Annotated in this window: 31 protein-coding genes; 20 read left to right on the forward strand and 11 right to left on the reverse strand. The window is 70.9% G+C overall.

From position 1 onward, the window contains the following. Together FB454_RS10935 and FB454_RS10940 are read left to right on the forward strand one after the other, a co-directional pair. On the forward strand, positions 1-166 hold a 166-nt coding region (locus FB454_RS10935; RefSeq protein WP_145822897.1), incomplete at its 5' end, for a transposase family protein. 2,227 nt (positions 167-2,393) lie between these two features. Next, entirely contained in the window at positions 2,394-2,813 is a 420-nt protein-coding gene (locus FB454_RS10940; RefSeq protein ID WP_013473373.1) for a hypothetical protein, read from the forward strand. Here FB454_RS10940 and FB454_RS10945 read toward each other — a convergent pair. Beyond that, the gene (locus tag FB454_RS10945) at positions 2,801-3,205 is read right to left on the reverse strand and encodes a hypothetical protein (RefSeq protein WP_145755024.1); all 405 of its coding nucleotides are present in this window, start codon (positions 3,203-3,205) and stop codon (positions 2,801-2,803) included. The genes FB454_RS10940 and FB454_RS10945 overlap by 13 nt on opposite strands. 244 nt (positions 3,206-3,449) lie before the next feature. On the opposite strand from FB454_RS10945, the gene FB454_RS10950 reads away from it, so the two are divergent. From FB454_RS10950 to FB454_RS10960, 3 genes are all read left to right on the forward strand, one after another. Then, a complete protein-coding gene (locus FB454_RS10950; protein ID WP_013473374.1) occupies positions 3,450-3,869 on the forward strand; it encodes a hypothetical protein in 420 nt (139 codons plus the stop codon). Positions 3,870-3,956: 87 nt separating this feature from the next. Next, positions 3,957-4,424 carry an SRPBCC family protein gene (locus tag FB454_RS10955; protein WP_162881494.1) on the forward strand — a complete coding sequence of 156 codons (468 nt, stop codon included), beginning with the start codon at positions 3,957-3,959 and terminating at the stop codon, positions 4,422-4,424. A 184-nt stretch (positions 4,425-4,608) separates the two neighbouring features. Further along, a complete protein-coding gene (locus FB454_RS10960; protein WP_030269667.1) occupies positions 4,609-4,851 on the forward strand; it encodes a hypothetical protein in 243 nt (80 codons plus the stop codon). A gap of 12 nt (positions 4,852-4,863) precedes the next feature. On the opposite strand, the gene FB454_RS10965 is transcribed toward FB454_RS10960, so the two are convergent. Further along, the gene (locus FB454_RS10965) at positions 4,864-5,601 is read right to left on the reverse strand and encodes a hypothetical protein (RefSeq protein WP_145755023.1); all 738 of its coding nucleotides are present in this window, start codon (positions 5,599-5,601) and stop codon (positions 4,864-4,866) included. A gap of 115 nt (positions 5,602-5,716) precedes the next feature. On the opposite strand from FB454_RS10965, the gene FB454_RS10970 reads away from it, so the two are divergent. Beyond that, positions 5,717-6,262 carry an SMI1/KNR4 family protein gene (locus FB454_RS10970; protein ID WP_145755022.1) on the forward strand — a complete coding sequence of 182 codons (546 nt, stop codon included), beginning with the start codon at positions 5,717-5,719 and terminating at the stop codon, positions 6,260-6,262. Here FB454_RS10970 and FB454_RS10975 read toward each other — a convergent pair. Then, on the reverse strand, positions 6,240-6,542 hold the full coding sequence (locus FB454_RS10975) for a hypothetical protein (RefSeq protein ID WP_145755021.1): 303 nt from the start codon (positions 6,540-6,542) through the stop codon (positions 6,240-6,242). The genes FB454_RS10970 and FB454_RS10975 overlap by 23 nt on opposite strands. Before the next feature lie 77 nt (positions 6,543-6,619). On the opposite strand from FB454_RS10975, the gene FB454_RS10980 reads away from it, so the two are divergent. Further along, on the forward strand, positions 6,620-7,231 hold the full coding sequence (locus FB454_RS10980) for a dihydrofolate reductase family protein (protein ID WP_145755020.1): 612 nt from the start codon (positions 6,620-6,622) through the stop codon (positions 7,229-7,231). Here the strand turns inward: FB454_RS10980 and FB454_RS10985 are convergent. Beyond that, positions 7,210-7,731, reverse strand: coding sequence for a GNAT family N-acetyltransferase (locus FB454_RS10985; RefSeq protein ID WP_145755019.1), 522 nt, complete (start codon positions 7,729-7,731; stop codon positions 7,210-7,212). The two genes, FB454_RS10980 and FB454_RS10985, sit on opposite strands and share 22 nt — an antisense overlap. A 9-nt stretch (positions 7,732-7,740) precedes the next feature. Continuing rightward, positions 7,741-8,136, reverse strand: a complete 396-nt coding sequence (locus FB454_RS10990; protein ID WP_030269673.1) for a VOC family protein — start codon at positions 8,134-8,136, stop codon at positions 7,741-7,743. An 88-nt stretch (positions 8,137-8,224) separates the two neighbouring features. Between FB454_RS10990 and FB454_RS10995 the strand changes: the two genes are divergently transcribed. From FB454_RS10995 to FB454_RS11010, 4 genes are all read left to right on the forward strand, one after another. Next, a complete protein-coding gene (locus tag FB454_RS10995) occupies positions 8,225-9,118 on the forward strand; it encodes a LysR substrate-binding domain-containing protein (RefSeq protein ID WP_145822898.1) in 894 nt (297 codons plus the stop codon). Between the two features lie 32 nt (positions 9,119-9,150). Beyond that, on the forward strand, positions 9,151-9,717 hold the full coding sequence (locus FB454_RS11000; RefSeq protein WP_145822899.1) for an NUDIX domain-containing protein: 567 nt from the start codon (positions 9,151-9,153) through the stop codon (positions 9,715-9,717). Between the two features lie 76 nt (positions 9,718-9,793). Continuing rightward, positions 9,794-10,846, forward strand: a complete 1,053-nt coding sequence (locus FB454_RS11005) for a MerR family transcriptional regulator (RefSeq protein WP_145822900.1) — start codon at positions 9,794-9,796, stop codon at positions 10,844-10,846. A gap of 21 nt (positions 10,847-10,867) precedes the next feature. Continuing rightward, the gene (locus FB454_RS11010; protein WP_145822901.1) at positions 10,868-11,779 is read left to right on the forward strand and encodes an LLM class flavin-dependent oxidoreductase; all 912 of its coding nucleotides are present in this window, start codon (positions 10,868-10,870) and stop codon (positions 11,777-11,779) included. Here FB454_RS11010 and FB454_RS11015 read toward each other — a convergent pair. Both FB454_RS11015 and FB454_RS11020 read right to left on the reverse strand, forming a co-directional pair. Continuing rightward, positions 11,776-12,189: an ASCH domain-containing protein gene (locus tag FB454_RS11015; RefSeq protein ID WP_013283340.1), complete on the reverse strand. Its 414-nt coding sequence runs from the start codon at positions 12,187-12,189 to the stop codon at positions 11,776-11,778. The genes FB454_RS11010 and FB454_RS11015 overlap by 4 nt on opposite strands. Positions 12,190-12,229: 40 nt before the next feature. Beyond that, complete coding sequence (locus tag FB454_RS11020; RefSeq protein ID WP_013283341.1) at positions 12,230-12,769, reverse strand: phosphoribosyltransferase family protein; 540 nt, start codon at positions 12,767-12,769, stop codon at positions 12,230-12,232. A gap of 168 nt (positions 12,770-12,937) precedes the next feature. On the opposite strand from FB454_RS11020, the gene FB454_RS11025 reads away from it, so the two are divergent. The 4 genes from FB454_RS11025 to FB454_RS11040 all read left to right on the forward strand — a co-directional run bounded on the left by FB454_RS11025 (position 12,938) and on the right by FB454_RS11040 (position 17,208). After that, complete coding sequence (locus FB454_RS11025; protein WP_013283342.1) at positions 12,938-13,585, forward strand: septal ring lytic transglycosylase RlpA family protein; 648 nt, start codon at positions 12,938-12,940, stop codon at positions 13,583-13,585. Positions 13,586-13,653: 68 nt separating this feature from the next. After that, positions 13,654-14,778 (forward strand): PP2C family protein-serine/threonine phosphatase, encoded by a 1,125-nt coding sequence (locus tag FB454_RS11030; RefSeq protein ID WP_030269685.1) that lies wholly within the window; start codon positions 13,654-13,656, stop codon positions 14,776-14,778. Between the two features lie 119 nt (positions 14,779-14,897). Next, positions 14,898-16,754, forward strand: a complete 1,857-nt coding sequence (locus tag FB454_RS11035; RefSeq protein WP_145822902.1) for an acyl-CoA dehydrogenase — start codon at positions 14,898-14,900, stop codon at positions 16,752-16,754. A 184-nt stretch (positions 16,755-16,938) separates the two neighbouring features. Beyond that, positions 16,939-17,208: a DUF6458 family protein gene (locus tag FB454_RS11040; protein WP_013283345.1), complete on the forward strand. Its 270-nt coding sequence runs from the start codon at positions 16,939-16,941 to the stop codon at positions 17,206-17,208. A 9-nt stretch (positions 17,209-17,217) separates the two neighbouring features. On the opposite strand, the gene FB454_RS11045 is transcribed toward FB454_RS11040, so the two are convergent. Next, positions 17,218-18,084 carry an aldo/keto reductase family oxidoreductase gene (locus tag FB454_RS11045; protein WP_013283346.1) on the reverse strand — a complete coding sequence of 289 codons (867 nt, stop codon included), beginning with the start codon at positions 18,082-18,084 and terminating at the stop codon, positions 17,218-17,220. 150 nt (positions 18,085-18,234) lie between these two features. Between FB454_RS11045 and FB454_RS11050 the strand changes: the two genes are divergently transcribed. After that, complete coding sequence (locus tag FB454_RS11050) at positions 18,235-18,642, forward strand: winged helix-turn-helix transcriptional regulator (protein WP_013283347.1); 408 nt, start codon at positions 18,235-18,237, stop codon at positions 18,640-18,642. 10 nt (positions 18,643-18,652) lie between these two features. Here FB454_RS11050 and FB454_RS11055 read toward each other — a convergent pair whose 3' ends face one another. After that, positions 18,653-19,189: a SixA phosphatase family protein gene (locus tag FB454_RS11055; RefSeq protein WP_013283348.1), complete on the reverse strand. Its 537-nt coding sequence runs from the start codon at positions 19,187-19,189 to the stop codon at positions 18,653-18,655. A gap of 117 nt (positions 19,190-19,306) precedes the next feature. On the opposite strand from FB454_RS11055, the gene FB454_RS11060 reads away from it, so the two are divergent. Then, positions 19,307-19,597 (forward strand): DUF6458 family protein, encoded by a 291-nt coding sequence (locus FB454_RS11060; RefSeq protein ID WP_013283349.1) that lies wholly within the window; start codon positions 19,307-19,309, stop codon positions 19,595-19,597. Positions 19,598-19,661: 64 nt separating this feature from the next. Here the strand turns inward: FB454_RS11060 and trhA are convergent, their stop codons facing one another. Beyond that, positions 19,662-20,339 carry a PAQR family membrane homeostasis protein TrhA gene (trhA, locus tag FB454_RS11065; RefSeq protein ID WP_013283350.1) on the reverse strand — a complete coding sequence of 226 codons (678 nt, stop codon included), beginning with the start codon at positions 20,337-20,339 and terminating at the stop codon, positions 19,662-19,664. Positions 20,340-20,414: 75 nt separating this feature from the next. Here trhA and FB454_RS11070 point away from each other — a divergent pair, with 75 nt between their 5' ends. The 3 genes from FB454_RS11070 to FB454_RS11080 are packed head-to-tail and all read left to right on the forward strand — an operon-like array spanning position 20,415 to position 22,628. Continuing rightward, positions 20,415-21,029, forward strand: a complete 615-nt coding sequence (locus FB454_RS11070) for a 5-oxoprolinase subunit B family protein (protein WP_013283351.1) — start codon at positions 20,415-20,417, stop codon at positions 21,027-21,029. After that, a complete protein-coding gene (locus FB454_RS11075; RefSeq protein WP_013283352.1) occupies positions 21,026-21,895 on the forward strand; it encodes a 5-oxoprolinase subunit C family protein in 870 nt (289 codons plus the stop codon). Before FB454_RS11070 ends, FB454_RS11075 begins: the two co-directional genes overlap by 4 nt. Next, on the forward strand, positions 21,879-22,628 hold the full coding sequence (locus FB454_RS11080) for a LamB/YcsF family protein (protein WP_114919214.1): 750 nt from the start codon (positions 21,879-21,881) through the stop codon (positions 22,626-22,628). The genes FB454_RS11075 and FB454_RS11080 overlap by 17 nt, the downstream gene beginning before the upstream one ends. A gap of 60 nt (positions 22,629-22,688) precedes the next feature. Here the strand turns inward: FB454_RS11080 and FB454_RS11085 are convergent, their stop codons facing one another. Continuing rightward, positions 22,689-24,524: an NHL domain-containing thioredoxin family protein gene (locus tag FB454_RS11085; protein WP_145822903.1), complete on the reverse strand. Its 1,836-nt coding sequence runs from the start codon at positions 24,522-24,524 to the stop codon at positions 22,689-22,691. Positions 24,525-24,573: the final 49 nt, after the last annotated feature.

Consider the following 24,573-nt stretch of genomic DNA (forward strand, 5'->3'; position numbering starts at 1 on the left):
CAACCGAGCGCACGCGAAGATCCGCGCCCGCGGCGAACGCGCGATCGCCACCCTCAAGACCTGGAAAATCCTGGTCAAGCTGCGCTGCTGCCCACGCCGAGCGACCGCGATCGTGCAGGCCATCCTCGTCCTGCACCGCGTCGAAGCCGACCGCTACGCAGGATGAAAATGGCTCCTTGGTGATCTCATCCCGTTCCAGCGTGAGTCCGCGTCGGGAAAGCTCTGGATCAACGAAGACGTCGAAGATCGAGTTCACAACGTTGCGGGCGAACTCATCGTTCGGAGGGCTGGTCGACTCGCTCACGGCAAGATCCTACCCATGGATGCCCAGCCGTAAATGGTGAGAACTTTCTATACGTCTTCAAGGCGGCCCGCTTCGCAGGCCGCGCGCGCCGCCGAACCTGGGCCGGGCCTGTCGGCCCGCCGCGTTGCCTCTGGCCTTCGGCCGCCGGCACGCGGTTGCCAGCCCGCCGGCGGCGCGACATACGAAGAAGCCCCGGGCCGCCATGGTCGATGGCAAATCCGGGGCTGTGATGTGATCAAGACACAGGCAGTGCCTCCGGCGGGTCCTCGGGCACTCCGGGATGGTGACGCCATCCCAACACCTCCGTCCGGGCGAAGCCGAGCAGGTGGGGCCTGCCCGGTCAAGGTCGTTCAGACAGTGGTGTGCTCCACCTTGACCGGGCAGGCCCCACCCACTCCACGGTGTGCGGACGAAGGCCGACGGGATGGCTAGAAAGCAGCCCAGCCAGCGAGGTTGTATGTGATGGAGAACACAAAAGTTCTCGGCGTGTCGATCGAAATTCGCCATCCGACCGCGCCTAGCGCGGTCGGATGGCTCGCATTGAATCTAGTCGTTGTATAGGTCGTATGCGTCGTCTGGCGGCAGTAGCTCGAAGTACTCGTAGTACTTATTGAAGGTAACTGCCCACTTATCCAGGAAGCCCTCAGTTCCAAGGATGCCCTGGAAAACCATCTGGAAACTCGGGTCCTTGATGAAAGCAACCCGAGCCGACCAGACGTAAGACGGGTCGTTCGCCAAGCACAGATCAATCGTCTCAAACTGTATCTGGCGCTGCGCCCCGAGGATCGCGATAGATCCGGTCTCAGCGCCAGCCCTGTCGAAGCGGACGAGTAGCGCGTCACCCGCCCCTCGGTCGAAGACCGTAATAGGTGCCCCTGTGTCGATGAGTGCTCGCGTCGTCCACTCTCCGTTAGGGGGAAGGTAGAGCTGGACATCAACCGTGGGACGCAGAATGGGCGGATTGCCCTCTTCACGGTAAGCGAAGCGATGCCGAGTAATAATGCCCCTATCCGACGCCAACCACGATGGTGTTAGAGCGACGTGGCACGAACTGGGCAACCGCCCCTCGGCCCGCAGGTCCCATCTCTACCAGCTTGGGTACGAGGTCGCGAGAGTTGTACGCAGCCGCGATCACTTTCCCGTCCTTGACCGCCACCCACATGCCTTCCCACTGGTCGAGCGCCGGAAGCCTGCGCTCCGGCTCGACTGCTTGCCGTCCGTTGCTAGGGCTACGACGGTTGCCGCGCATGGCCCGCAACCGGTCCCGCACCTGCTGAGATACACGCTGCATGACTTGTACACCTCCCTGCGAAGCTCCCGAGCCAAACCTTGCTGCGAGTCCCACGCTACAGTGCTATAGCACAGTAGTCACCTGTCATCGCTTGCTGTCGGTCGTTCGACAGCATCGACCATGTCACTGCGTACCCCCCATGAGGGCTAGAACGCATGCCAGCCGTTCACGGACGCGCGTGCCCGTGGCATGCCCGTAGCAGGGGTCAGCAGCGGACAGCCCGCGCAACCCATGGTGTCGGTCATGCAGGGCTTCCTATGCAGCTTGTGCAGTCCTGCCTGCCCCTAGCCCTGACCGCCTTCAACTTCCCAAGCTGACAGTGCGGGTTCGATTCCCGTCACCCGCTCCAACCGAAGGCCCTGACCGGGACGCGAGTCCGGTCAGGGCCTTCGATGTTCCACGGACCACCTGTCCCTTGGTTGGTAGGCCGCGGCCCCACTAGCGATGGAGGGGACGTCGTGGGCCGATCTGATCAGCCTCACGAACGGCGTGACCGTGACCGCCAGGCGCGGTTCCGGCTGCCTGATCCAGTTCCCGACAACCCCGAGCGGCACCGGGTATCCGGGGCGTGGCCGAGCCACGCGACGCCTGACGCTCCGGTGATGATGCAGGTGCCCGAGGTGGGCGTCTTTGTGAGGGCACTGCTACCCGTGAAGCTGACAGGTGCTTCAGCGCCGCCTTATCTCAGAACCTCCGGCTCCGCGGGGGCTGCTGGCTGCTCCGGTTGAGCCATGAAGCGCAGTTTGTTGGGGCGGACACCTCAGACGCGGCAGGGTGCTCCGGGATCGGGGAGTGTTGATGAAGTCGATGAATGACGTGTTCAACGAGGCAGTGGACTACGGGGCCGAGGGCGTTGTGCCGGTCGGCACGCCCGTCGGGGTGGAAAAGCTCTCGCACGTACACCGTGTCTTCAATGCTGTCATGGGTGGTGGCCTGGGTTTCGCGGTGGAAGTTCTCGAGCCGGACGATTTCCGGCGTGCTGTGGAAGGCTTTCGATACCTCGACCTCGGCGAGGTCGCGAACCTCCTCGCGGAACTGGTCGACAGTTACGGAAGTTCTGATTATGACGTCCGGAAGGAAGAGATCCTGGACGGCCTGCTCGTCGGCGCGCTGGTCGACGACGCTTTTCGGAGGAAGGTTTCTCAGGCTCCGTCCGACTTCGGGTTCGACGGCTCAGTTCTTCAAGATCCTGCTGCGCAGCAACGTCAGCTCAGGTAGTAGGCGGCTCTCCATCGGGCTTGCTCGGCTATGGAGAAGTTGTCGAAGTCACCGGCGGCCTCGCAGTCGAGCAGGTAGCGGAGCGCCTCTGTCGCATCGTCGGAGCCGTCGGCATCCAGGTATGCCTTGGTGGCGTCCAGTCCTGCTCCGCAGAGTAGTTGGACGTCGATCGAGCAGTGGGCATCCCAGCTCGATTCCTTGGCCTGCCAGATGACGAGCACGTCGCTGAGTCGGCCGGCGTTGAACAGTTGCAGGCAGCACAGCTTCATGAGTTCGGTGTCCTGGTCGTGCTGATCGAGGTCTGCCTGGGCCCGGAGCATCTCGCGGATGTGAGGCACGGCGGCGCCGGTCGGTCGCAGGCCGTAGCGGCGAATGCTCTCGTCGTCGTTCACGGTTCTCCCTCGCTCGACCTGGCGCCGTCCGCAGGCGCCGCCGGACGCCGGGCGTGGAGCCGGCGAGGTCGGACGCCTCGGACCATGCCACGGCGTCGTGCTCGCCCGGGCCGTCAGCGGAGATCGTCACCGGCACATTCTGACCCACGTGGATCTTCCGGGAGCCGCGTGAGAGGGCGCCGCTCGACGGCCGTCGTCGGTACGATCGCGCGATCTCGATCTGTTGATCATGCTGGAGGGAACCATGCAACTGCGCCTGAAGTACGCGCCCGTACCGGAGAACGCAGCCCGGTTCGCGGGCGACATCGTGGTGTCAGCGGCCCAGGTCAGCGCTGTGCACCTGGACTACACGCCGGACAGCCTGACGTCCGTGGACGCCATCCTCGACGGCTTTCGGGCCGAGGGCCTCACCGCTGGACAGGTGGCAGAGACTCTCTTCGGCTTCGGTTGCTATGTCGGCGAGGTGCTGACCCGGCATGCGGGTGGACGGTGGCGCGCAACGACGGCAGACGAACTGGCCGTCGTCGGATGGCCCATGGTGGTCGAGCTCGCCGGGCAGGGCTGGTGCAATCCGATCGCGAAGGCCTTCAAGCGCCTGGAGAACGGTCCGGAGGACAGCCTTCGGTACTTCTATGCCGTGTTCGCACCGGGCGGCGCCCGCTAGCGAGGGCGCGTAGCGCTGATCTCGCCCCCACCGTCGACGGATCGACTGACACAATGCGGCGTGCGCTCGCGTCTACGGTTGATCAGGGTGACGACGACTGCGGTCCAGGTACGGGAGACGGCCACCGTCGACCTGCCGACGAGCGCGGAGGCGGCCTTCGGCTTCATGGAGGATCCGGCCTCGTTGGTGGTGCTGGACGACTCGATTGAGATCGGCGTCACCCTGCCCGGACCGAAGGGAGCCGGCGAGATCCAGGCGTTCGTGCATCGGAGCCCCGACGGTCGACTGGGGATCATGCACGAGGTCGTCGAGGTCGAACCGGGGCGTCGTGCCGTCACCCGTACGTTGACTTCCGGATACTCCAGCGGCGGCGTGCTCACCGTTGTGCCGCTCGGGCCCGACTCGTGCCGTCTCACCCAGGAGATCTGGGCGGAGCTTCCGGCAGGCGTACCGGTGGGGGTTGATGCGCAGTTGCGCCACGAGTACCGGACGTGGCTCGCGGAGCTGATGCGGCGGCTCACCGCCTGGGCTGCTCACGCGCCCCGGTGCCGGTAGGTGCAGCCATTGCTCTCAGGCGCGAGCGTGGCCGGAGCTGGCTGGAGTCGAAGAAACTCCTGTGGCACCTAGTGGTGCCGGACCTTCGCGCGGTAAGGCTGCTGATTGAAAGCAGCGCTACTTGGGCTGATCGCCGTTCGAGAGCTGACCGGCGTGGTCGACAAAGGACGTGAGGTGCGCCGACTTGGCAGCAGAGCTGACGCGGGACGAGGCCATCGCCCTCGTCGAGCGGATCATGAGTGTCGACTACGCGGACGATGGTGAGCTGGGCGGCTGGCTGGACCAACTTGAGCGAGACCTCGCCTGCCCAGGCGGCTACGTCTCCAACCTGATCTACTGGAGCGACCCCGAGTTGACGGCTGCCGAGGTGGTTGACCGAGCCTTGGCCTACCAGCCGATCCAGATGCGGTCCACGCCATGGACGTAGCCGTCGCGAGGGCTATTTGTCCCACCGATCGGCGTAGGGCAGGGCGAGCAGGCCAATGTGATCAAGCACGTCGCTCGACGCGTTGTATTCCCGTAGTGGGGTCGGCGCATGTCGTATCACCCACAGCGACAGCGCGGCGCCCCACGTGTCCTCCTTGTGCCAACTCGACCAGGGGAGCCTGTCGACCACCAGGTCGTCCACCCACTCCTCCACGGCCGTGACCAGCCGTCGTCGGGCCACCGCGTCGGCCAGCGACTCCGTCCAGACAGCCAACCACGGGGTGAGCTTGCCGGTGGTCTCGGCGATGAGTTCCAGGGCCTCGTGAGCGGGCACCTTCGCATCGGGCTCGACCAGGGCATGCAGCCACCAGGCGTCCAGGAACTCCCGCAGAGCGTCCCGCTGCCCCTTGGGCCATTCCTGCCAGCGGGCGGTGGTGAACAAGTACCCGAGGCTCTCCATCCCGGCCATGGGCATCACTCGGCCGGCCACGAGGCTCCGGGTCAGTTGGGGCAGGATCCGGCGTAGCAGCGGGCCGGGATAGCGCCAGTCAGTGGCCCAGTACGTGCGACGGAGCAGGTCTTCGTCGAGCGGCACGTCCGGCGTCTTCAGCAGTGCCAGTTCCTCCGCGCTGCCCCAGTGGCACTCGCAGTTGGACTCCTGCCGGTGCGCCGTCATGCCCTGGAACGTGGCGGCCGCACCCGCCAGCGCCTTCTCCAGGAGGTCGCTTACCTCAGTCCGATCGGGGATCATGGCGAATCCGCCTTCGAGGACTCCGGAGGCGTACGCCTGCCGAAGAGAGTGATCTTACGGTGAAGGCGAGGTGGGACGTGCACCCGACCAACGATCATCTGCCGGAGGAAGCCGAATGACACCGAATGCTTCGCCGACCGTGGATCGACTCGCCGGCCTGTTCGACTGGGACGGGGCGACGGAGACGGAGATCGACTGGACGGCTCTCACCGAGGCGGCAGGCCATCCCTTTCCCGAGGACTACCGACGCTTCGTCGAGCGCTTCCCACACGGCAGCATCGGCTTCCTGGAAGTGCTTCATCCTTCCGACTGGGGCGTACCGGAATTCCTCCGGTACGCGCGGAACTGGCATCACGTGATTAACAAGAGGGCGGAGTGCACGGGAGGGTTCCCGTACCACTTCGGCACCTCACCGGGAGACCTCCGGGTCTGGGGAGCCGTGAACTTCGACTATCTGCTCTGCTGGCACCTGGACGACGGTCCTCCCGAGCAGTGGCCGACGGTGGTCTGCGATACCGCCCTGATCGACCCGCCCGAGCCCTACGCCGGCACTGCCACCGCATTGCTTGTCGAGATCGCGGAACTGAGGAACCCGGTGCCGGTGATCGGGTACCTCACGGAGATCGACGGGGTGCCCTTCAGGCTCGTCCGGCACGAGTAGAGCGGGTCCACTGGCCCGGACGGATCCAGGTCTGCCCGTCGCCGGGCCGGACCCGCACGGAGTCGCCCAGGTCCAAGGCGGCGAGCACCCCGAAGACGGCGTCCAGGAAGGCTCGTCGGTCCGCCGTCACAAGGACGTCGACGTCGAGATGGGAGCCGTACTCGCTTGTTCCGGCACCGGTCACCTCGCCGCGCCCGACGAGAGCCTCGTTGAGGGCGTCTTCGAGGTCGTCGCGATCGATGTCGATTCGCCCGTCGATGACCAGTTCCACGAAATCCATCACGTACACCTCGGCGATGAGTTGCGGGTCGTTGACGGGTCTGACGGGGGACGAGCGGAAACCGGAGGAGCGGACCCATGGGCAAGCTGATCGTGACAGAGTTCCTGACCCTCGACGGCGTGGCGCAGGCGCCCGGTGAGCCCGACGAGGACCGCGAGGGCGGCTTCAGCCACGGCGGCTGGCAGATGCCGCTGCTCGACGAGAAGTCCGGCGCGGTGATGTTCCAGCAGGCGAGCAGCATGGGCGCGCTGCTGCTGGGCCGCAAGACGTACGACATCTTCGCCGGCTACTGGCCGAAGGCGCCTGCGGACATCCCCTTCACCGGCCTGCTGAACGGTGTGCCGAAGTACGTGGCCAGCCGCACGCTCGCCGAGCCGCTCACCTGGACGAACTCGTCGCTGGTAAAAGGTGACCTCGCCGAGCGCGTCACCGAGATGAACGGCCGCCACGGCGAGGTCCACGTGATCGGCAGCCTGGACCTGGTGCAGTCGCTGCTGCGCCTCGGCCTGGTCGACCGGCTCAACCTGTGGGTGTACCCGGTGGTGCTCGGCACCGGCAAGCGCCTGTTCGGCGAGGGGACGGTGCCGAGCGCGTTGCGGCTCACCGAGTCGGTCACCCACGCCCACGGCACGCTGCAACTGACGTACGAGCCGGCCGGAGCGCCCGCCTACGGGGACACGGCCGCGTAGGGCGCGCGAAGGTCGAGCACGTGCCGCAGGCCGGGCTCCCCGTTCAGATCCACCTCGCAGTCGGACTCCGAGCCGTCGAGCACGAAACCGGCGCGACGGAGCACCGCCAGCGAGGCCGGGTTCGCCAGGGCCGCCGAGGCGACCAACCGGCGCAGCCCGTACTCGGTGCGGGCCAGTTCGCAGACGCGCCGTACGCCTTCACTCGCGAGCCCGCGCCCGGCGGCGCGCTCGGCCACCCGGTAGCCCAGCTCGGCGCTGCCGCCTGCGACGTCGACCAGGTTGAACCGCCCGAGCACGGCGCCGTGGTCGCCGACCAGCACGTGGAAGTGGCAGGTGCCGCGTTCCTGCTCGTCCAGCAGGGCCGCGTGCCGGGCGGCGTACCCGGTGAAGAAGTCGTCGCCCCGGTCGGGCACGTACCGGGCGAAGTAGGCCCGGTTCTCCCGCTCGAACCGCAGCACGGCGGGTGCGTGGTGGGCGGCGAGTCGTTCCAGCTCCGGCATCGAACCAGGTTAGGCGTCGGCCGGGTAGCAGCGCAGTTCGATTGTGTTGCCGTCCGGGTCGCTGACGTAGATCGAGGTGGCGGTGCCGCGCGCACCGAAGCGCGGGACCGGGCCGGTCAGCACGGTGAAGACGCCGGAGTCGACCACCCGCTGCCAGTCGACCGGCTCCACCACGAGGCAGAAGTGGTCCACGTTGGACCCGGTCGGGTCGCCCTCGATCAGGTCGATGATGGTGCCGGCGTCGACGCGTACGGAGGGGAACGGCACCTCACCGGCCCGCCACCTGTCGACCCGCACCGGGGCCAGGCCGAGCGTGCCGCAGTAGAAGTCGAGGGAACGCTCGACGTCGCTCACCGAGAGGACGAGGTGGTCGAAACCGGTCACCGTCACGAGATGGTTGTGCATGCCGTCAACCCTGGTCCGGCGCGCCGTCCGGACCAACCCCGATCCGGACTACGATCGTTGACCCGCAGGCAACGACGGAGGTGCTCCGGTGCTGGAGCGGTACGAGGTCGAGACGTTCCTGACCCTGGCCGAGGAACTGCATTTCGGGCGGACCGCCGAGCGGCTGCGGGTGAGTACCGGCCGGGTCAGCCATGTGGTGCGCAAGCTGGAACGCCGCATCGGCGCGCCGCTGTTCGAGCGGACCAGCCGGGTCGTCCGGCTCACCCCGATCGGCGCCCGCCTGGTCGAGGAGATGCGCCCGTTGGTGGCCGGCATCGAGGCGGCTGTGCAGCGGGCCGTCGACGCCGGGCGCGGGCTCACCGGTGAGCTGCGGGTGGCGTACGTGGGTGAGTCGACAGCTCCGGTGCTGCTGCGCGCGGTGGCCCTGTTCACCGAGCGCCACCCGGACTGCGAGGTGCACGTGCACGAGGCGCCGCTGGCCAGCACCCGGTCGAGTCTGCTGGACGGCACGATCGACGTGCTGATCGCCTCGTACCCCTTCGACGGCATGGCGAACGGCCCGGTGCTGCTGCGCGAGCGCCGGGTGCTCGCGGTGGCCGCTGATCATCCGCTGGCGGCCGAGGAGTCGGTGTCGCTGGAGGTGCTGGGCGACCATCCGGTGGTGCAGTACCCGGCGGTGACCTCGGCCGCGTTCAAGCAGGACCGCACGCCGGACCGCACCCCGTCCGGCCGCCCGGTGCCGAAGGGCCCGGTGGGCGGCAGCTTCTCGGAGATGCTGGCGCTCGTCGCGATGGGGCGCGGGGTGCTGCCGGTGGGCGAGCAGGCCCGGCAGTTCTACGCCCGCCCGGACGTGGCCTACGTGCCGATCCACGACGCGCCGCCGATCTGTCGCGGTCCGGTGTGGCCGGCCGGGAACACCACGTCCCGGGTACGTGAGTTCGTCCGCGCGGCTGCTGACGCCAACTCGCTGCCGCCGGACTGACCTCGTCGTACCCGGCTGGCAGCATCGGCGGGATGCGGGACGAGATCCGGGCACTGGTCGAGGAACTGCCACCGGGTGACGAGCTGGAGGCGCGGCACCGGGAGGCGGCGCTGGCCTGGCTGGCCGGCACGGATGACATCTTCCGCCGGGTCAAGCCGCGTACGCCGTCGCCGCACCTGGTCGCGTACTTCCTGCTCCGCGGCCCGGCCGACGGCGCGGTGCTGCTCGTCGACCACCGCCTCGCGGGGATGTGGCTGCCCAGCGGCGGTCACGTCGAGCCCGGCGAGCACCCGGCCGGCACGGTGCGCCGCGAGCTGCGGGAGGAGCTGGGCGTGGCGGCGGTCTTCGCGCCGCCGTTCGGTGAGCGCCCGGCGTTCCTCACCGTCACCGAGACGGTCGGCCCGCCCGAGCACCGGCACACGGACGTGAGCCTCTGGTACGTGCTGTCCGCCCACCGCGGCCAGCGGTTCACGCCCGATCCGGTGGAGTTCGCCGGCATCCGCTGGTGGACGCCGGCCGAGGTGCACGAGGCGCCGGCCGGCACGATCGAGCCGCATCTGGGCCGGATGCTGACCAAACTGGCGACAGCGACGCCTTGACCCGTCCCCTGCGGCAAGGCCCAGCGTGACCGGTGCCGGTCGCGGTGACCGGCACGAGGAGCGCGAGGGAGGCACGGTGCGACTGCTGACCATCGGCGCGTTCGCCCGCGCGACCGGCCTGAGCGCCAAGGCGCTGCGCATCTACGACGACTGCGGGCTGCTGCCCCCTGCTGCTGTGGACCCGCACTCGGGCTACCGCTACTACGCGCCGGAGCAGGCGGACCGGGCACGGCTGATCGCCGGGCTGCGCCGGGCCGGGATGCCGCTGGCCGAGATCCGTACCGTCTGCGGCCTTCCGCCCGCTGCCGCCGCCGAGGCGCTCGACGCCTGGTGGCGGCGGGTCAGCGCGGACACCGCGGCGCGCGGCCGGGCCGTCGCGCTCCTCGTCGACAGGCTCAGCGAGAGGGGCACCACCATGTCCGAGACCACCTTCCGGTACGCGACGTGCTGCGAGACCGGCACGGTCCGCGACTCCAACGAGGACACCGCGTACGCGAGTGCGGCGCTGCTCGCGGTCGCCGACGGCGTACGCGGTCCGGCCGGGTCCACTGCCGGCGCGGCGGCCGTGGACGCGCTGCGGCCGTTGGAGCAGGCGGACGCGCCGGGGGCCGATCTGCTCGCCGCGCTGGCCGACGCGGTGACCCGGGCCGACCGGGCGGTACGCGCGCACGCCACCGACGCCGACCAGCCCGCCACCACGCTCACCGCGCTCGTGCGACGTGGCACCCGGCTCGCGCTGGTGCACGTCGGGGACAGCCGGGCGTACCTGCTGCGCGGCGGCGAGCTGTCCCGGCTCACCCAGGACCACACGTACGTGCAGACGCTCGTCGACCAGGGGCGGCTTACCCCGGCCGAGGCCCTGGCGCATCCGCAGCGCGCGCTGTTGGCCCGGGCGCTCGGCGCGGGCGCGGAGGTGGAGGCGGACCTGGCGCTGCGTACCGCGCTGCCCGGCGACCGCTACCTGCTCTGCTCCGACGGCCTCTCCGCCGTGGTGGACCCGGGCGCGCTGCACGCCGCGCTGGCGGAGGCGGACGATCCGGAGAGCGCCGTCGAGCGCCTGGTCGAGCAGGCGTACGCGGCTGGCGCGCCGGACAACATCGCCTGCGTGGTGGCCGACCTGGCGGCGTGATCCCCCGCGACCCGGGCCGGGATGTCCGGCCCGGGTCGTACCCTGGCGATCATGCGAATCGGCATCGTGATCCTGCCCGACCAGCGTTGGTCGGAAGCGCGTCGGCGGTGGGCCCAGGTGGACGAGTGGGGCTTCGACCACGCCTGGACCTACGACCACCTGGGCTGGCGTGACCTGGTCGACGGGCCGTGGTTCGACTCGTGGACGACGCTGACCGCAGCGGCCGGCGTGACGTCCCGGGTGCAGCTCGGGACGCTCGTGGCGTCGCCGAACTTCCGGCACCCGGCGGCGTTCGCCAGGCAGGTGACCGCGCTCGACGACGTGTCGGACGGCCGGGTGCTGCTCGGCCTCGGCGCGGGCGGCATCGGCTTCGACTCGGCGGTGCTCGGCGGCGAGACGCTGCCGCCCCGGCAGCGCGTGGACCGGTTCGCCGAGTTCACCGAGCTGCTCGACCTGATTCTGCGGGAGGACGGCACGACCTGGCGCGGGGAGTGGTTCACCGCCGTGGACGCGCGCAACAACCCGGGTTGCGTCCAGCAGCCCCGGGTGCCGTTCGTGATGGCCGCGAACGGTCCCCGCTCGATGCGGCTGGTCGCCCGGTTCGGGCAGGGCTGGGTCACCACCGGGCTCGGCGGCGACGACATCGAGGCGTGGTGGGGCACGGTGGCGGAGTTGTCGGACCGGATGACCCGGACGCTGGAGCAGGCCGGCCGTGACCCGGCGACGCTCGACCGCTACCTGTCGCTCGACTCGGCGCCAGTGTTCTCGCTCACCAGCGCCGACTTCCTCGCCGAGCAGGTGGCCCGGGCGGCCCGGCTGGGCTTCACCGACGTGGTGACGCACTGGCCCCGGGCCAGCAGCTGGTACGCGGGCGACGAGGCCGTGCTGGTGGAGGCGGCGGCGCTGCTGCCGGAGCTGCGCCGGGCCGGCTAGGTGCCGACGCTGCCCTCGGTGGAGACCAGCCGGAACCGGAGGCAGACGATCCGGGTGTCGTCGGTGACCGGTGTGCCCTGCCGGGCCCAGTAGGCGCCGTGGCCCTCGCGCCACTCCTCGATCGACCGGTCGCCCTCGCCCTCGGCGCGGGCGAAGTCCCACGGCACGTCGGCGAAGCGCACCACCTCGACGCCGGTGACCTCCACGACGCCGACGAGCGCGTCGTTGTCGTCGACCAGGACCAGTCGCTCGCCGACGTACTCCAGTTCCTCGTTCTCGTCGTCGTACTCCTGGACCAGCCCGGCGGTGGCGGTCTTCGCGCCGGAGAGGACGAGGGTGTTGAGCCGGGTACGCAGCTCGCCGGGCGTGCCGAGGGCGAGTGCGCGCAATCCACCGATGCGGGGCCACATGCCGCCGACGCTACGGCATGCTCCGCCACCGCCGACGGGCTCACGGCAGGTCGGCGCCGGTGAGCAGGGCGCGCAGCCTGAGCCGTGCGGCGACCTCGGGCGGGCAGGTCGCGACCAGTGCGGCGGCCCCGATCAGGCCGGCCCCGGCGTCCCGGACGACCCGGCACAGCGCGTCCAGTTGCGCGCCGGTGTCGACCCAGTCGTCGACGAGCAGCACCCGGTCGCCGGGGTTCAGCCGCCGGCCGTCCACGCCGACCCGCAGCCGCCGTCCCCGGTAGTCGGGAGGCGTCTCGGCCCAGCGCGTCGGCCCGGCCCGGCGTCGCTCGCCGCCGTTCTTGTACGCGGGCAGGAAACCGGCTCCGGCGGCGACCGCCACCAGTGGGCCGAGCAGCAGCCCGGTCACCTCGGGGGCGATCACGACGGTCGGGCGGTCCTCGGGGAACAGCCCGGCCAGGGCCGGCCCGACCTGGGCGAGCACGTCGGGGTCACGCCACCAGCCGGAGATGTCGCTGACCAGGTGGGTGCTGCCCGGGCCGGGGTCGATCCACTCGAACAGCTCGACCAGGCGACGACTCAGCACGTTTCCATCCTGGCCGATCGGTGGGCCGTTCGGCCGATCGACAGTGGCGTGATCGGCTACACGTACCAGGGTAAATGCGGGCATAGCACCATGATCACGTTGACTTCGGAAGTGCTTCTCTCGTTACGGTCCGGGCCGGTTTGTTCAGTTGACGAAAGGACCGGGCCGGTGGCTGCTAGGCACCTTCGTACCCGCAAGTTCTCCTCGCCCGCCGCCATCGCCGCGACCGCGGCGGTCGGCGTGGCGCTCGCGGTCGGCGGTACCGTCGGCGCCGTGCGGCTCACCTCCGCCGAGCCGCCCGCCGAGCCGGCCGTGGTCGAGACGCTGCCCAGCACGCCCGCCCCCACGTCGGCCGCCCCCACGTCGGCCGCCCCCTCGCCGAGCGCGTCCGCCTCGCCGAGCGCGAGCCTCAGCCCGTCGCCGAAGGCCACCCCGAGTCCGAAGGCGAGCCGCACCCAGGCGGCCTCCCGCAGCAAGGCCCGGACCGCCTCCCCGTCGCCGACGGCGAAGAAGACGAGCAGCCCGAAGGTCGTGGACAGCGGCTCCTGCGGCGCCTCCTTCTACGCCGAGGGCCAGATGACGGCGAACGGCGAGACGTTCAACCCGGACGCGCTCACCGCCGCGCACAAGACGCTGCCGTTCAACACCAAGGTCCGGGTGACCAACCCGGCAAACGGCAAGTCGGTGGTGGTGCGGATCAACGACCGTGGCCCGTTCATCGACGGCCGGTGCCTGGACCTGTCCCGCGCCGCGTTCGCGACCATCGCCGCCACCAGCCTCGGCCACGTGAACGTCCGGTACGAGGTGCTCGGCTGACCGGCCAGTCGGGCAGAACTTCCACGACCGACGGGCCAGGTTCATTCTCCCGTTCACGTCCATCAGGCATGCTGTCGGATGTACGCACGCAACCCTTCCAGCCGGGCCGAGGCCCGCTGAGTCCCGGATCCCGCGCCGGTCTCGGCGCGGCCCTCGCGCTGCTCGCGATCGTGGTCGCGGTGGAGCTGGCTGACGGCCGCCCGGCGCACTACCTCGCGCTGATGGTCGTCGCGCCGTTCCTCGCGGCGGCACTGGCGTCCTGGCGGGTGGTGCTCGCGGTCGGCGGCCTGGCCACCGCCATCGGGATCGGCTTCGCCGTCGCCGAACGGGGTAGCCCGCTGGTGACAGTGGTCAACGTGACAGCCGTCGGGGTGGCCACCGCGATCGCGGCTGCCACGGCGGCGATACGCCAGCGCCAGGCGGACCGGATCGCGGAGCTGTCCCGGCTCGCCTCGGTCGCCCAGCAGGCGGTGCTGCGGCCGCTCGGCCCGCAGGTAGGCACGCTCGCGGTGGCCGCCCGGTACATCTCCTCCACCGCGACGGCCGAGATCGGCGGCGACCTGTACGAGGTGATGGACACCCCGTACGGCGTCCGCATGATCATCGGTGACGTACGGGGCAAGGGGCTGGACGCGGTCCGCCTGGCCAGCATCGTGCTCGGCTCCTACCGGCACGTCGCGTACGAGCGGGCCGACCTGCGCGCGGTGGTGACCGACCTGGACCGCGCGGTGGCCCGCAACGTCGGCGACGAGGACTTCGTCACCGCGGCCCTGGTCGAGGAGCGCGGCGGCACGCTCACCATCGTCAACTGCGGGCACCCCTCGCCGCTGCTGCTGCGCCGGGGTGCGGTGATCCCGCTGGAGCCGCCGGCGCCCGCGCCGCCGCTCGGCTTCATGCCCGTGGTCCGGCCCCGGGTGGAGCGGCTGGAACCGGGCGACCGGCTGCTGCTGTTCACCGACGGCCTGGGCGAGGCGCGCCGGGACGGCGAGTTCTTCCCCACCGCCGACCGGGCCTGGCGGCTGCTCGGCCACGGCACCGTCGCGGACGGGCTGGCCTCGCTGGAGACCGCCCTGGTCGAGTGGGTGCACGGCCGGCTCGACGACGACATCGCGCTGGTCCTGATGGAGTACGTCGGCGCGCGCAACACCACCGCCACGCCGGTTCCGAGCTGGGAGGTCGGCGCCGCCGACTGATGAACGGGAAGTGTGTAATCGCTGTCACTTCCGAGATCCGCTTGTCGTTGCCTACCGGTGAGTAATACAGTCTGGAGTTACTGATCGGTAACACCTGTCCGGAAGCGGGGCCAGCGAGCATGACCCACTACAAGAGCAATGTGCGGGACCTCGAGTTCAACCTGTTCGAGGTATTCGGGGCGGACCGGACGCTCGGCCAGGCGCCGTTCACGGACCTGGACGTCGACACGGCCCGCAGCTTCCTCGGCGAGGTCGACCGCCTCGCCCGCGAGGACCTGGCCGCCAGCTACTCGGACAGCGACCGCAATCCGCCGGTCTTCGACCCGGCGACGTTCACCGCGCCGCTGCCGGAGTCGTTCAAGAAGTCGTACAAGGCGTTCATGGACTCCGAGTTCTGGCGCCTGGACCTGCCGGAGTCCCTGGGCGGCACGAACGCCCCGCGCGCCCTCTGGTGGTCGCTCGCCGAGCTGGTGCTCGGCGCCAACGCCCCGATCTGGATGTACGCCTCCGGCCCGTCCTTCGCGCACGTGCTGCACGTCGAGGGCACCGAGGAGCAGAAGAAGTGGGCCCGGCTGTTCATCGACAAGCAGTGGGGCTCGACCATGGTCCTCACCGAGCCGGACGCCGGCTCCGACGTGGGCGCCGGCCGTACCCGCGCGATCCAGCAGCCGGACGGCTCGTGGCACATCGAGGGCGTGAAGCGCTTCATCACCTCCGGTGAGCACGACCTGAGCGACAACATCGTCCACTACGTGCTGGCCCGCCCGGTCGGCGTCGAGGGCGTCGGCGGTCCGGGCACCAAGGGCCTGTCGCTGTTCGTCGTGCCGAAGTGCCACTTCGACGCCGAGACCGGCGAGCTGGGCGAGCGCAACGGCGTCTACGCGACGAACGTCGAGCACAAGATGGGCCTGAAGGTCTCGAACACCTGCGAGGTGACCTTCGGCGAGCACGGCGTACCGGCCAAGGGCTGGCTGCTGGGCGAGAAGCACGACGGCATCCGCCAGATGTTCATGATCATCGAGTACGCCCGGATGCTGGTCGGCACCAAGGCGATCGCCACGCTCTCCACCGGCTACCTCAACGCCCTGGAGTACGCCAAGAACCGGGTGCAGGGTGCCGACCTCGTCCAGATGACCGACAAGACCGCCCCGCGGGTGACCATCACCCACCACCCGGACGTGCGCCGCTCGCTGCTGCTGCAGAAGTCGTACGCCGAGGGCCTGCGCGCGCTGGTCTGCTACACCGCGAGCTGGCAGGACAAGGTCGCGATCGCCGAGGCGGCCGGTGACGAGAAGGCCACCAAGCTGGCGAAGCGGGTCAACGACCTGCTCCTGCCGCTGGTCAAGGGCGTCGGTTCGGAGCGGGCGTACGAGCTGCTCGGCCACGAGTCGCTCCAGACCTACGGCGGTTCCGGCTTCCTCCAGGACTACCCGCTGGAGCAGTACGTCCGGGACGCCAAGATCGACACCCTGTACGAGGGCACCACCGCGATCCAGAGCCTCGACCTGATCTTCCGGAAGATCGTCCGGGACAACGGCAAGGCCCTGATGGCGGTCGCCGCCGAGATCCAGGAGCACATCGCCTCCGAGGCCGGCAACGGCCAGCTCAAGGAGGAGCGTCAGGCGCTCGGCAAGGCGCTCGCCGAGATCCAGAACATCCTCGGCGTGATGACCGGCTGGCTGGGCGAGGCCCAGGGCGGCGACACCCGCGCGCTCTACAAGGTCGGCCTGAGCAGCCGCCGGTTCCTGCTGGCGATCGGCGACCTGGTGGTCGGCTGGCTGCTCCAGAAGCAGGCGGACGTGGCTCTGAAGGCGCTGGCCGGCGAGGTCTCCGCGGCCGACAAGTCCTTCTACACCGGCAAGGTCGCCGCGGCCCGGTTCTTCGCCCGCGAGGTGCTGCCCCGCATCGGCGCCGACCGCCGGATCATCGAGGGCACCGACCTGGAGATCATGGACCTCCCGGAGGAGGCTTTCTGAGCCCTTCCGGGGGCTTTCACCCCTGACACGTCACTCTCCCCCTCATGACGACGGCCGGCGGGCACCAGCCCGCCGGCCGTCGTCGTGCGTGCGCCCGGGTGGATAGGCGGCCCGGTGGCGGGTAACCGTCGCGGACCACGACCGGAGTACGCCCAAGGCCATCGCACGGGGGAGTGCAGCGCACATGGGCATTGGTAGCGCCATCTTTCTCATCGCGCTCGGCGCGATCATGACCTTCGCCATCCGGGCCAACGTCTGGTGGATCGACCTGCGCGCGGTCGGCTGGGTGTTCATCCTGGCCGGGCTGGGCGTTCTGCTGACCACGCTGTGGTTCTGGCAGGACCGCCGCAAGCGGGCCCGCACGCTCATCGTGGAGGAGAACCGGCTCTCGCATCCGACAGCGATGATGCCGCCGCCGCCCGACCCGCCGCCGCCGACCGCGCCGCCGTCCTGACGCCGCGTCTCAGCGGCCGATCCGGTCCAGTTCGGCGAGGTCGTCGCCGGAGAGGGCCAGCCCGGCACCGGCGACGTTCTCGCGCAGGTGCGCGACGGACTTGGTGCCGGGGATCAGCAGGATGTTCGGCGAGCGCCGCAGCAGCCAGGCCAGGGCGACGCCCATCGGCGTCGCCCCCAGGCGTTCCGCCACCGCCGACAACGCCGAGGACTGCAACGGCGTGAACCCGCCGAGCGGGAAGAACGGCACGTAGGCGACGCCCTGCCGGGCCAACTCGTCGATCAGGTCGTCGTCGCCGCGGTGGGCCAGGTTGTACCGGTTCTGCACGCAGACGATCGGCGCGATCGTCTGCGCCTCGGCCACCTGCTCGGGCGTCACGTTGCTCAGGCCGAGGTGGCGGATCAGGCCCTCCTGCCGGAGCGCGACGAGCGTCTCCAGCGCCTCGGCGAGAGACCCGGGCTGCGGCCCCGTGGCGTCGCCGAGCCGCAGGTTGACCAGGCCGAGCGCGTCCACGCCTAGCGTCTCCAGGTTCTCCCGGACCTGCCGGCGCAGGCTCTGCGGATCCCGGGCCGTGGGCCAGCCGCCCTGCTCGTCCCGGTCCGCGCCGACCTTCGTGACGACGTGCAGCGACTCCGGGTACGGGTGCAGCGCCTCCCGGATCAGCCGGTTGGTGACGTACGGCCCGTACGCCGCGCTGGTGTCGATGTGGGTGATGCCGAGTGCGACCGCCTCGCGCAGCACCGCCAGGGCGCCGTCATGGTCGGCCGGTGGTCCCATGACCCAGGGGCCGGCGAGTTGCATCGCGCCGTAGCCGAACCGGGTGACGGTCAGGTCGCCCAGCGTCCAGGTGCCGCCGGGAAGGGTGGTGCGGGCCATGCGTGTACCTCTTGGCTCTCGTCGTCCGTTACGCGACGCCGCCGGGTCGCGGCGCCGACCTCCACTATCGGGGTGTAACTTTCTGCTGGGAAGTAGGCACCTAAAAGTGCGTAGCTCACCGGACGGCAGGAGAGGGCGGCAGGAGCAGAGATGAGCAAGGCGGAGTACGACGCGTTCCTGGCCCAGTGCCCCAGCCGGCAACTACTGGACCGGATCGCCGACAAGTGGGTCACGCTGGTGCTGGCAGCGCTGCGCAGCGACGGCTCGCACCGGTTCGGTGCCGACTGCGCAGGTGTCCCGCGCCCGATGCGCTACTCGGAGCTGTCCCGCACGCTCGCCGGCGTCAGCCAGAAGATGCTCACCCAGACGCTGCGCGCCCTGGAACGCGACGGCCTGGTCACCCGCACCGTGGAGCCCACGGTGCCGGTCACAGTCACCTACGAGCTGACAGCGCTCGGGCTCTCGCTGCTCAAGACGATCCAGGGCCTGAAGGTCTGGGCGGAGGCGCACATGGACGACGTGTTCGCCAACCGGGAGGCCTACGACAGCCGGGTCTGAGTCGTACCGGTCAGGCGCGGGCGGTGTGGCGGGCGGTGAGCGGCGCGCCGCCGGGGGCCAGCTCGGCCCACCGGGTCGTCGGCCGGTGCACCACGAGATCGGTGGTACGCAGCCCGTCCGGGTCGGCCCGCTGCGGGTCGAGCAGCGCCGAGAGCAGCGAGACACCAGGGTTGTGCGCCACGAGCAGCACCGTGCCGGCCGTCGGCTCGACCGTCCGGACGAGGGCCAGCAACTGGTCCGGGTGCGCGTCGTACGCGGCCGCCTCGTACCGCACCGCCGGGCGCGAACCCGCCGGGCCGCCCTCCGGTGGCGAGCCGGTCATGCCCATCGCCACGTCGTGCCAGGTCTGCCGGGTGCGCCGGGCCGGCGAGCAGAGCACCACGTCGGGAAGCAGCCCTTGCCGGGCCAGCCAGGCGCCGGCCGCCGCCGCGTCGGCGTGGCCCCGCGCGGTGAGCGACCGCTCCGCGTCCGGGCCGTCCGCGGACTGCTCGGCCTTGGCGTGCCGCAGCAGAACCAGCGTCCGCTGCCCGTTCCTGCCGTCCGTCATACCGCCCAGCTTGCCTGATTGACGATCGAAGCGCCTGGGTATGTCGATGTGTGCCGCTACCTCATCCATGGCCGCGGCGGGCAGGAAACGCCAGCAGGACGCCAAGGAGGCGACGTCATGGGCATCGGTGCCAGCATCTTCCTCATCGCGCTCGGCGCGATCTTCGCGTTCGCCATCGACGCCGATCTGGGATGGCTGAACCTCAACGTGGTGGGCTGGGTGCTCATGCTCGCCGGCGTCGCCGGCCTGCTCACCACGCTCTACTTCTGGAACAGCCGCCGCCGGGTCGTGGCCGCCCCGGTCCGCGAGCAGGTGGTCGCCGAGCCGGTGGTGCCGGTGCGCGACGACCGCGTGGTGCGCGAGGAGTACCGCGAGGTGCGCCGCCCGGGCTCGGGCTACCCGGCCTGACCCCCGAGAACCCGAGGGCCCCGCAACGGTGCGGGGCCCTCGCGCATGTCCGGGGTCCGCTCGGTCAGGCGAACAGTGCGAAGTAGATCGCGATGTGGTGGCAGATCGCCGCGACGAGCGTGCAGGCGTGGAAGAACTCGTGGTGCCCGAAGACTGTGGGCCACGGATTCGGCCGACGCAGCGCGTAGAACACCGCGCCCACGCTGTAGATCGCGCCGCCCACGCTCAGCAGCACCAGCGCGGTGACGCCACCGGAGTGCAGGATCTGCGGCAGCATGGCCACCGCGACCCAGCCGAGCGCCAGGTAGAGCGGGGCGGAGACCCAGCGCGGCGCGTGCGGCCAGATCAGCTTCACCGCCACGCCCGCGATCGCGCCGCCCCAGACCAGGCTCAGCATGATCGTGGCCTGCCGGTTGTCCAGCAGCAGGGCGCAGAACGGTGTGTAGGTGCCGGCGATGAACACGAAGATCATCGAGTGGTCCATCCGGCGCATGATCTGGTAGCCGCGTTCGGTCCAGACCCGCCGGTGGTAGAGCGCGCTGGTGCCGAACAGCCCGCACACGGTGAAGCTGTAGATCAGGCAGCTCACCAGCGGCGCCCAGCCGGGACGGCCGGCGGCGATCGAACACAGCACGATGCCGCAGACGAGAGCGGCGAAGAACGCGTACGCGTGCAGCCAGCCGCGCATACGCGGCTTCCCGATGTCGGCCGGCCGGAGCCGGAACGGTGCGGAGGTCGTCACAGCAATAGGTTACGACGGCGTAGGTTACTTGCAAGTAGTGTGGACCGTCACCTCACTCGACGGGAGGATGACCGGATGCGGATCCGGCCGGTCGGGGCGTACGCCCTGCTCCTCGACTGTGACGACGCGGAGCAGGCGCAGGCGTGGCGGGCCGAACTGTGGCACCGGCGTGAAGCGGGCGAGCTGACCGCCACCGAGATCGTCCCCGGCGCGGTCACCGTGCTGCTCGACGGCGTACCGGACCCGGAGGCAGCCGCCGCGCGGATCGCCGCCTGGCACCCCCGCACCGCCGCCTCCGGCGCGGCCACCACCGAGGTCCGGGTACCGGTCGTGTACGACGGTGAGGACATTCCGCTCGTCGCCGGCCACTGGAACGTCGACGTGCCCGCAGTCGTCGACCGGCTGCGGCGTACCGAGTTCCGGGTCGCGTTCTGCGGGTTCGCACCCGGGTTCGCGTACCTGACCGGGCTGCCGCCCGAGCTGGCGGTGCCCCGGCTCGCCACGCCGCGTACCCGCGTGCCGGCCGGCTCGGTCGCGCTGGCCGGCCCGTACGCGGGCATCTACCCCGCCGCGTCACCCGGTGGCTGGCTGCTCGTCGGCCGCACCGATCTGCCGCTGTTCGACGTGCACGCCGACCCACCGGCCCGGCTCACCCCCGGCACCCGCGTCCGCCTGGTCGACGCGTCGTGATCGAGGTGCTGCGGGCCGGGGCGCTCACCACGGTCCAGGACCAGGGCCGGCCCGGCTGGGCGCACCTCGGCGTACCCCGCTCCGGCGCGCTCGACCCGGCCGCCCTGCGCCTGGCCAACCGGCTCGTCGGCAACGACGAGCATGCGGCCGGGCTGGAGATCACCGTGACCGGCTGCACGCTGCGCTTCACCCGGGCCGTGGCGGTCGCCCTCACCGGCGCCCCGGCCGACGTGGTCGTCGAGTGGCGGGCCGGATCCGCACAGCGGCGCCCGGGGGACGTCGGACGGCCGCTCGCGCTGCCCGCCGGTGCGGTGCTGCGCGTCGGACCGGCCCGCGCCGGGGTGCGGACCTGGCTCGCGGTCAGCGGCGGGATCGCTGTCGAACCGGTGCTCGGCAGCCGCGCCACCGACACGCTCTCCGGCCTCGGACCGCCGCCGCTGCGCGACGGGGACCGGCTGCCGGTCGGCACCCCGGCCGGCCCACCCGCACCGGTCGACCTCGCCGTCACCCGGCCGGTCCCGGACGAGCTGCGGCTCACGGTGCGCCCCGGCCCCCGGCAGGACTGGTTCACCCCGGAGGCGCTGGACGTGCTGTGCCGCACCGCGTACACGGTGAGCCCGGAGAGCAACCGGGTCGGCGCGCGGCTGGCCGGCGCGACACTGAGCCGCGCGGTCGCCGGCGAACTGCTCAGCGAGGGCCTGGTGCTCGGCGCGGTGCAGGTGCCGCCGGACGGCCGGCCGCTCGTCTTCCTGGCCGACCACCCCACCACAGGCGGGTACCCCGTCATCGGGGTGGTGGACGACGTGACAGCGCTCGCCCAGGCCCGGCCAGGCACTACGGTGACGTTCCATGGACCTCAACGCTGACCTGGGCGAGGGATTCGGAAGCTGGCGGCTGGGCGACGACCACGCGCTCCTCGACCTGATCAGCTCCGCGAACGTCGCCTGCGGCTTCCACGCCGGCGACGCGGCCACCATGCACCGGGTCTGCGCGGGCGCCGCCGAACGCGGCGTCGCGGTGGGCGCGCAGGTCGGCTACCGGGACCTCGCCGGCTTCGGCCGGCGGCACATCGCGTACGACTTCGCCGAGCTGCGCGACGAGACGATCTACCAGCTCGGGGCGCTCGACGCCTTCTGCCGGATGTACCGCACCCGGGTCCGCTACCTCAAACCGCACGGCGCGCTCTACCACGCGGCCGCCCGCGACGAGGGCCAGGCCGCCGCGCTGGTGGCGGCGATCAGCGGGTACGACCACGAGCTGCCGGTGCTCTGCCAGCCCGGCACCGTGCTGGCGCAGCTCGCTGCCGGCGCCGGGCTGCGGGTGGTGGCCGAGGGCTTCGCCGACCGCAACTACCTCCCGAACGGCACGCTCGTGCCGCGCAGCTCACCGGACGCGCTGGTGACCGACCCGGAGCAGGTGGCCGTCCGGGCGGTACGGATGGCCGTCGAGCGCACGCTGGTCGCCGTGGACGGGACTGTGATCCCGGCCCCGGTCGAGTCGATCTGCCTGCACGGGGACACGCCGGGCGCGGTGCGGTGCGCGGAGCTGGTACGGGCCGCGCTCATCGACGCGGGGGTCACGCTCACTCCGTTCGCGTGAAAGGAAGGGCCCCCTCTTAACGCCTCCGGTAGAGGAAGGGGCCCTTCTTAACACGCACCGTCAGGACTCGTCCATGCCCCGCAGGACCAGCGGCACGCGGGTCGCGCCACCGGTGACCACCCGGACCGGCACGCCCCAGTCCTGCCGGGTCAGGTGGCAGGCCGCGTGCTCGACGTCGGCGTCGCAGGTCGCCGCCTGGGCGGTCACCTGGAGCACGCCCTGCGCCACGTCGCCGCTGACCACCAGCTTGCGGGACAGGTCGGTGGTCGTGCCGGCACCCTCGACCAGCAGCTCCGGCGGGGACGCCGAGATCACGAGCCGGGTGGACGGCCCGTACGTCTCGTCGAGCTTCTGCCCCGGCGCCGGCGTGAAGATCACGTCCAGGGTCAGCTCCCCGGCCGCCACGTCGGTCGGCTTGCGTTCCAGCCGGTGCCGGGGGCCGTCCACCGTGCTCGCCCCGGCAGAGGTCAGCGCGCCCGGCGCCAGCCGGGTCAGCCGGTGCGCGGCCGACTCGACCACGAGCACGTCGCCCTCGCCGGTGAGCACCAGGTCGCTCGGCTCGGCCAGCCCGTCCGCCACGGTGCCCACCTGGCCGGTCTCCGGGTCGAAGCGGCGAACCGCCCCGTTGTACGTGTCCGCGATCAGCACCGAGCCGTCGGGCAGCGCGCACACGCCCAGCGGGTGCTGGAGCAACGCCTGGTCGGCCGGGCCGTCGACGTGCCCGAAGTCGAACAGGCCCTGACCGACGGCGGTGTGCATCTCGCCGTCGGAGACCCACCGGATCGCGCTGGTCTCGCTGTCGGCCACCCAGAGGCGGGCGCCGTCGGCCGAGACCGACAGCCCGGACGGCTGGGCCATCCACACGTCCGGCAGCGGGCCGTCGCGCAGCGCCTCGACAGTGGTCCCGGCGTACATGCCGGCGGTCCGCTTGATCGGGTCGAACCACCAGAGCTGGTGGATACCGGCCATCGCCACGACCACCCGGTCGTCGTACCAGGCCACGTCCCAGGGGGAGGAGAGGTCGACAGCGCGGGCGTCGTGCGCGTGGTCGTCGACAGTCGAGCGCCACTGCCGTCCGGTGCCGGCCACCGTGACCACCTCGCCGGAGGACAGCCGTACGCCGCGCAGCAGGTGGTTGACCGTGTCCGCGACGACCACGTCGTAGCCGGCCACCTCTGCGACGTGCGGCGGCAGCAGGCAGAGCCCCTGCGGCTCGGCGAACGTGGCGGCGGGGGCCGGGCCGTCGGTGCGGCCCCGGGAGCCGGCGCCGATGCGGCGGACCACCGTCTCGCCGTCGGCGGCCAGCTCGACCAGTGAGTGCCGGGCCGAGTCGCTGACCAGCAGGTTCCCGCCGTCGAGCGGCAGCGCCTTGCCGGGGAACCGCAGGACGGTGTCCGGCTCGGCCGGCGGCACGTACGGGCCCTCGCCCCGGTGCAGGGTGCCCTTCGCCTCGTGGCCGGCGATCAGTTCGTCGATCAGCCGGGCCAGCCCTTCGGCGTGCCCCTCGCCGGCCATGGTGGCGACCACGTACCCCTCGGGGTCGACCACGGCGAGCGTCGGCCACGCCTTGGCCGCGTACTGCTGCCACATGTCCATCTCGGCGTCGTCGAGCACCGGGTGGTGCACGCCGTAGCGCTCGACGGCCGCGGCCAGCGCCGCCGGGTCCTTCTCGTGCTCGAACTTCGGCGAGTGCACGCCGATCACGACCAGGACGTCGCCGTACTTGTCTTCGAGCGGACGCAGCTCGTCGAGCACGTGCAGGCAGTTGATGCAGCAGAACGTCCAGAAATCGAGCAGGACGATCTTGCCGCGCAGGTCGGCCAGCGTGACGGCCTTGCCGCCGGTGTTCAGCCAGGCCCGACCCCGCAGTTCCGGTGCCCGTACGCGTGCGCTCATGCCTCCATCGTGCCGCACCGGCCGGGCGTGCTCCCGGCGATCCCGGGGT

The organism is Micromonospora sp. CNZ297 (assembly GCF_007827625.1).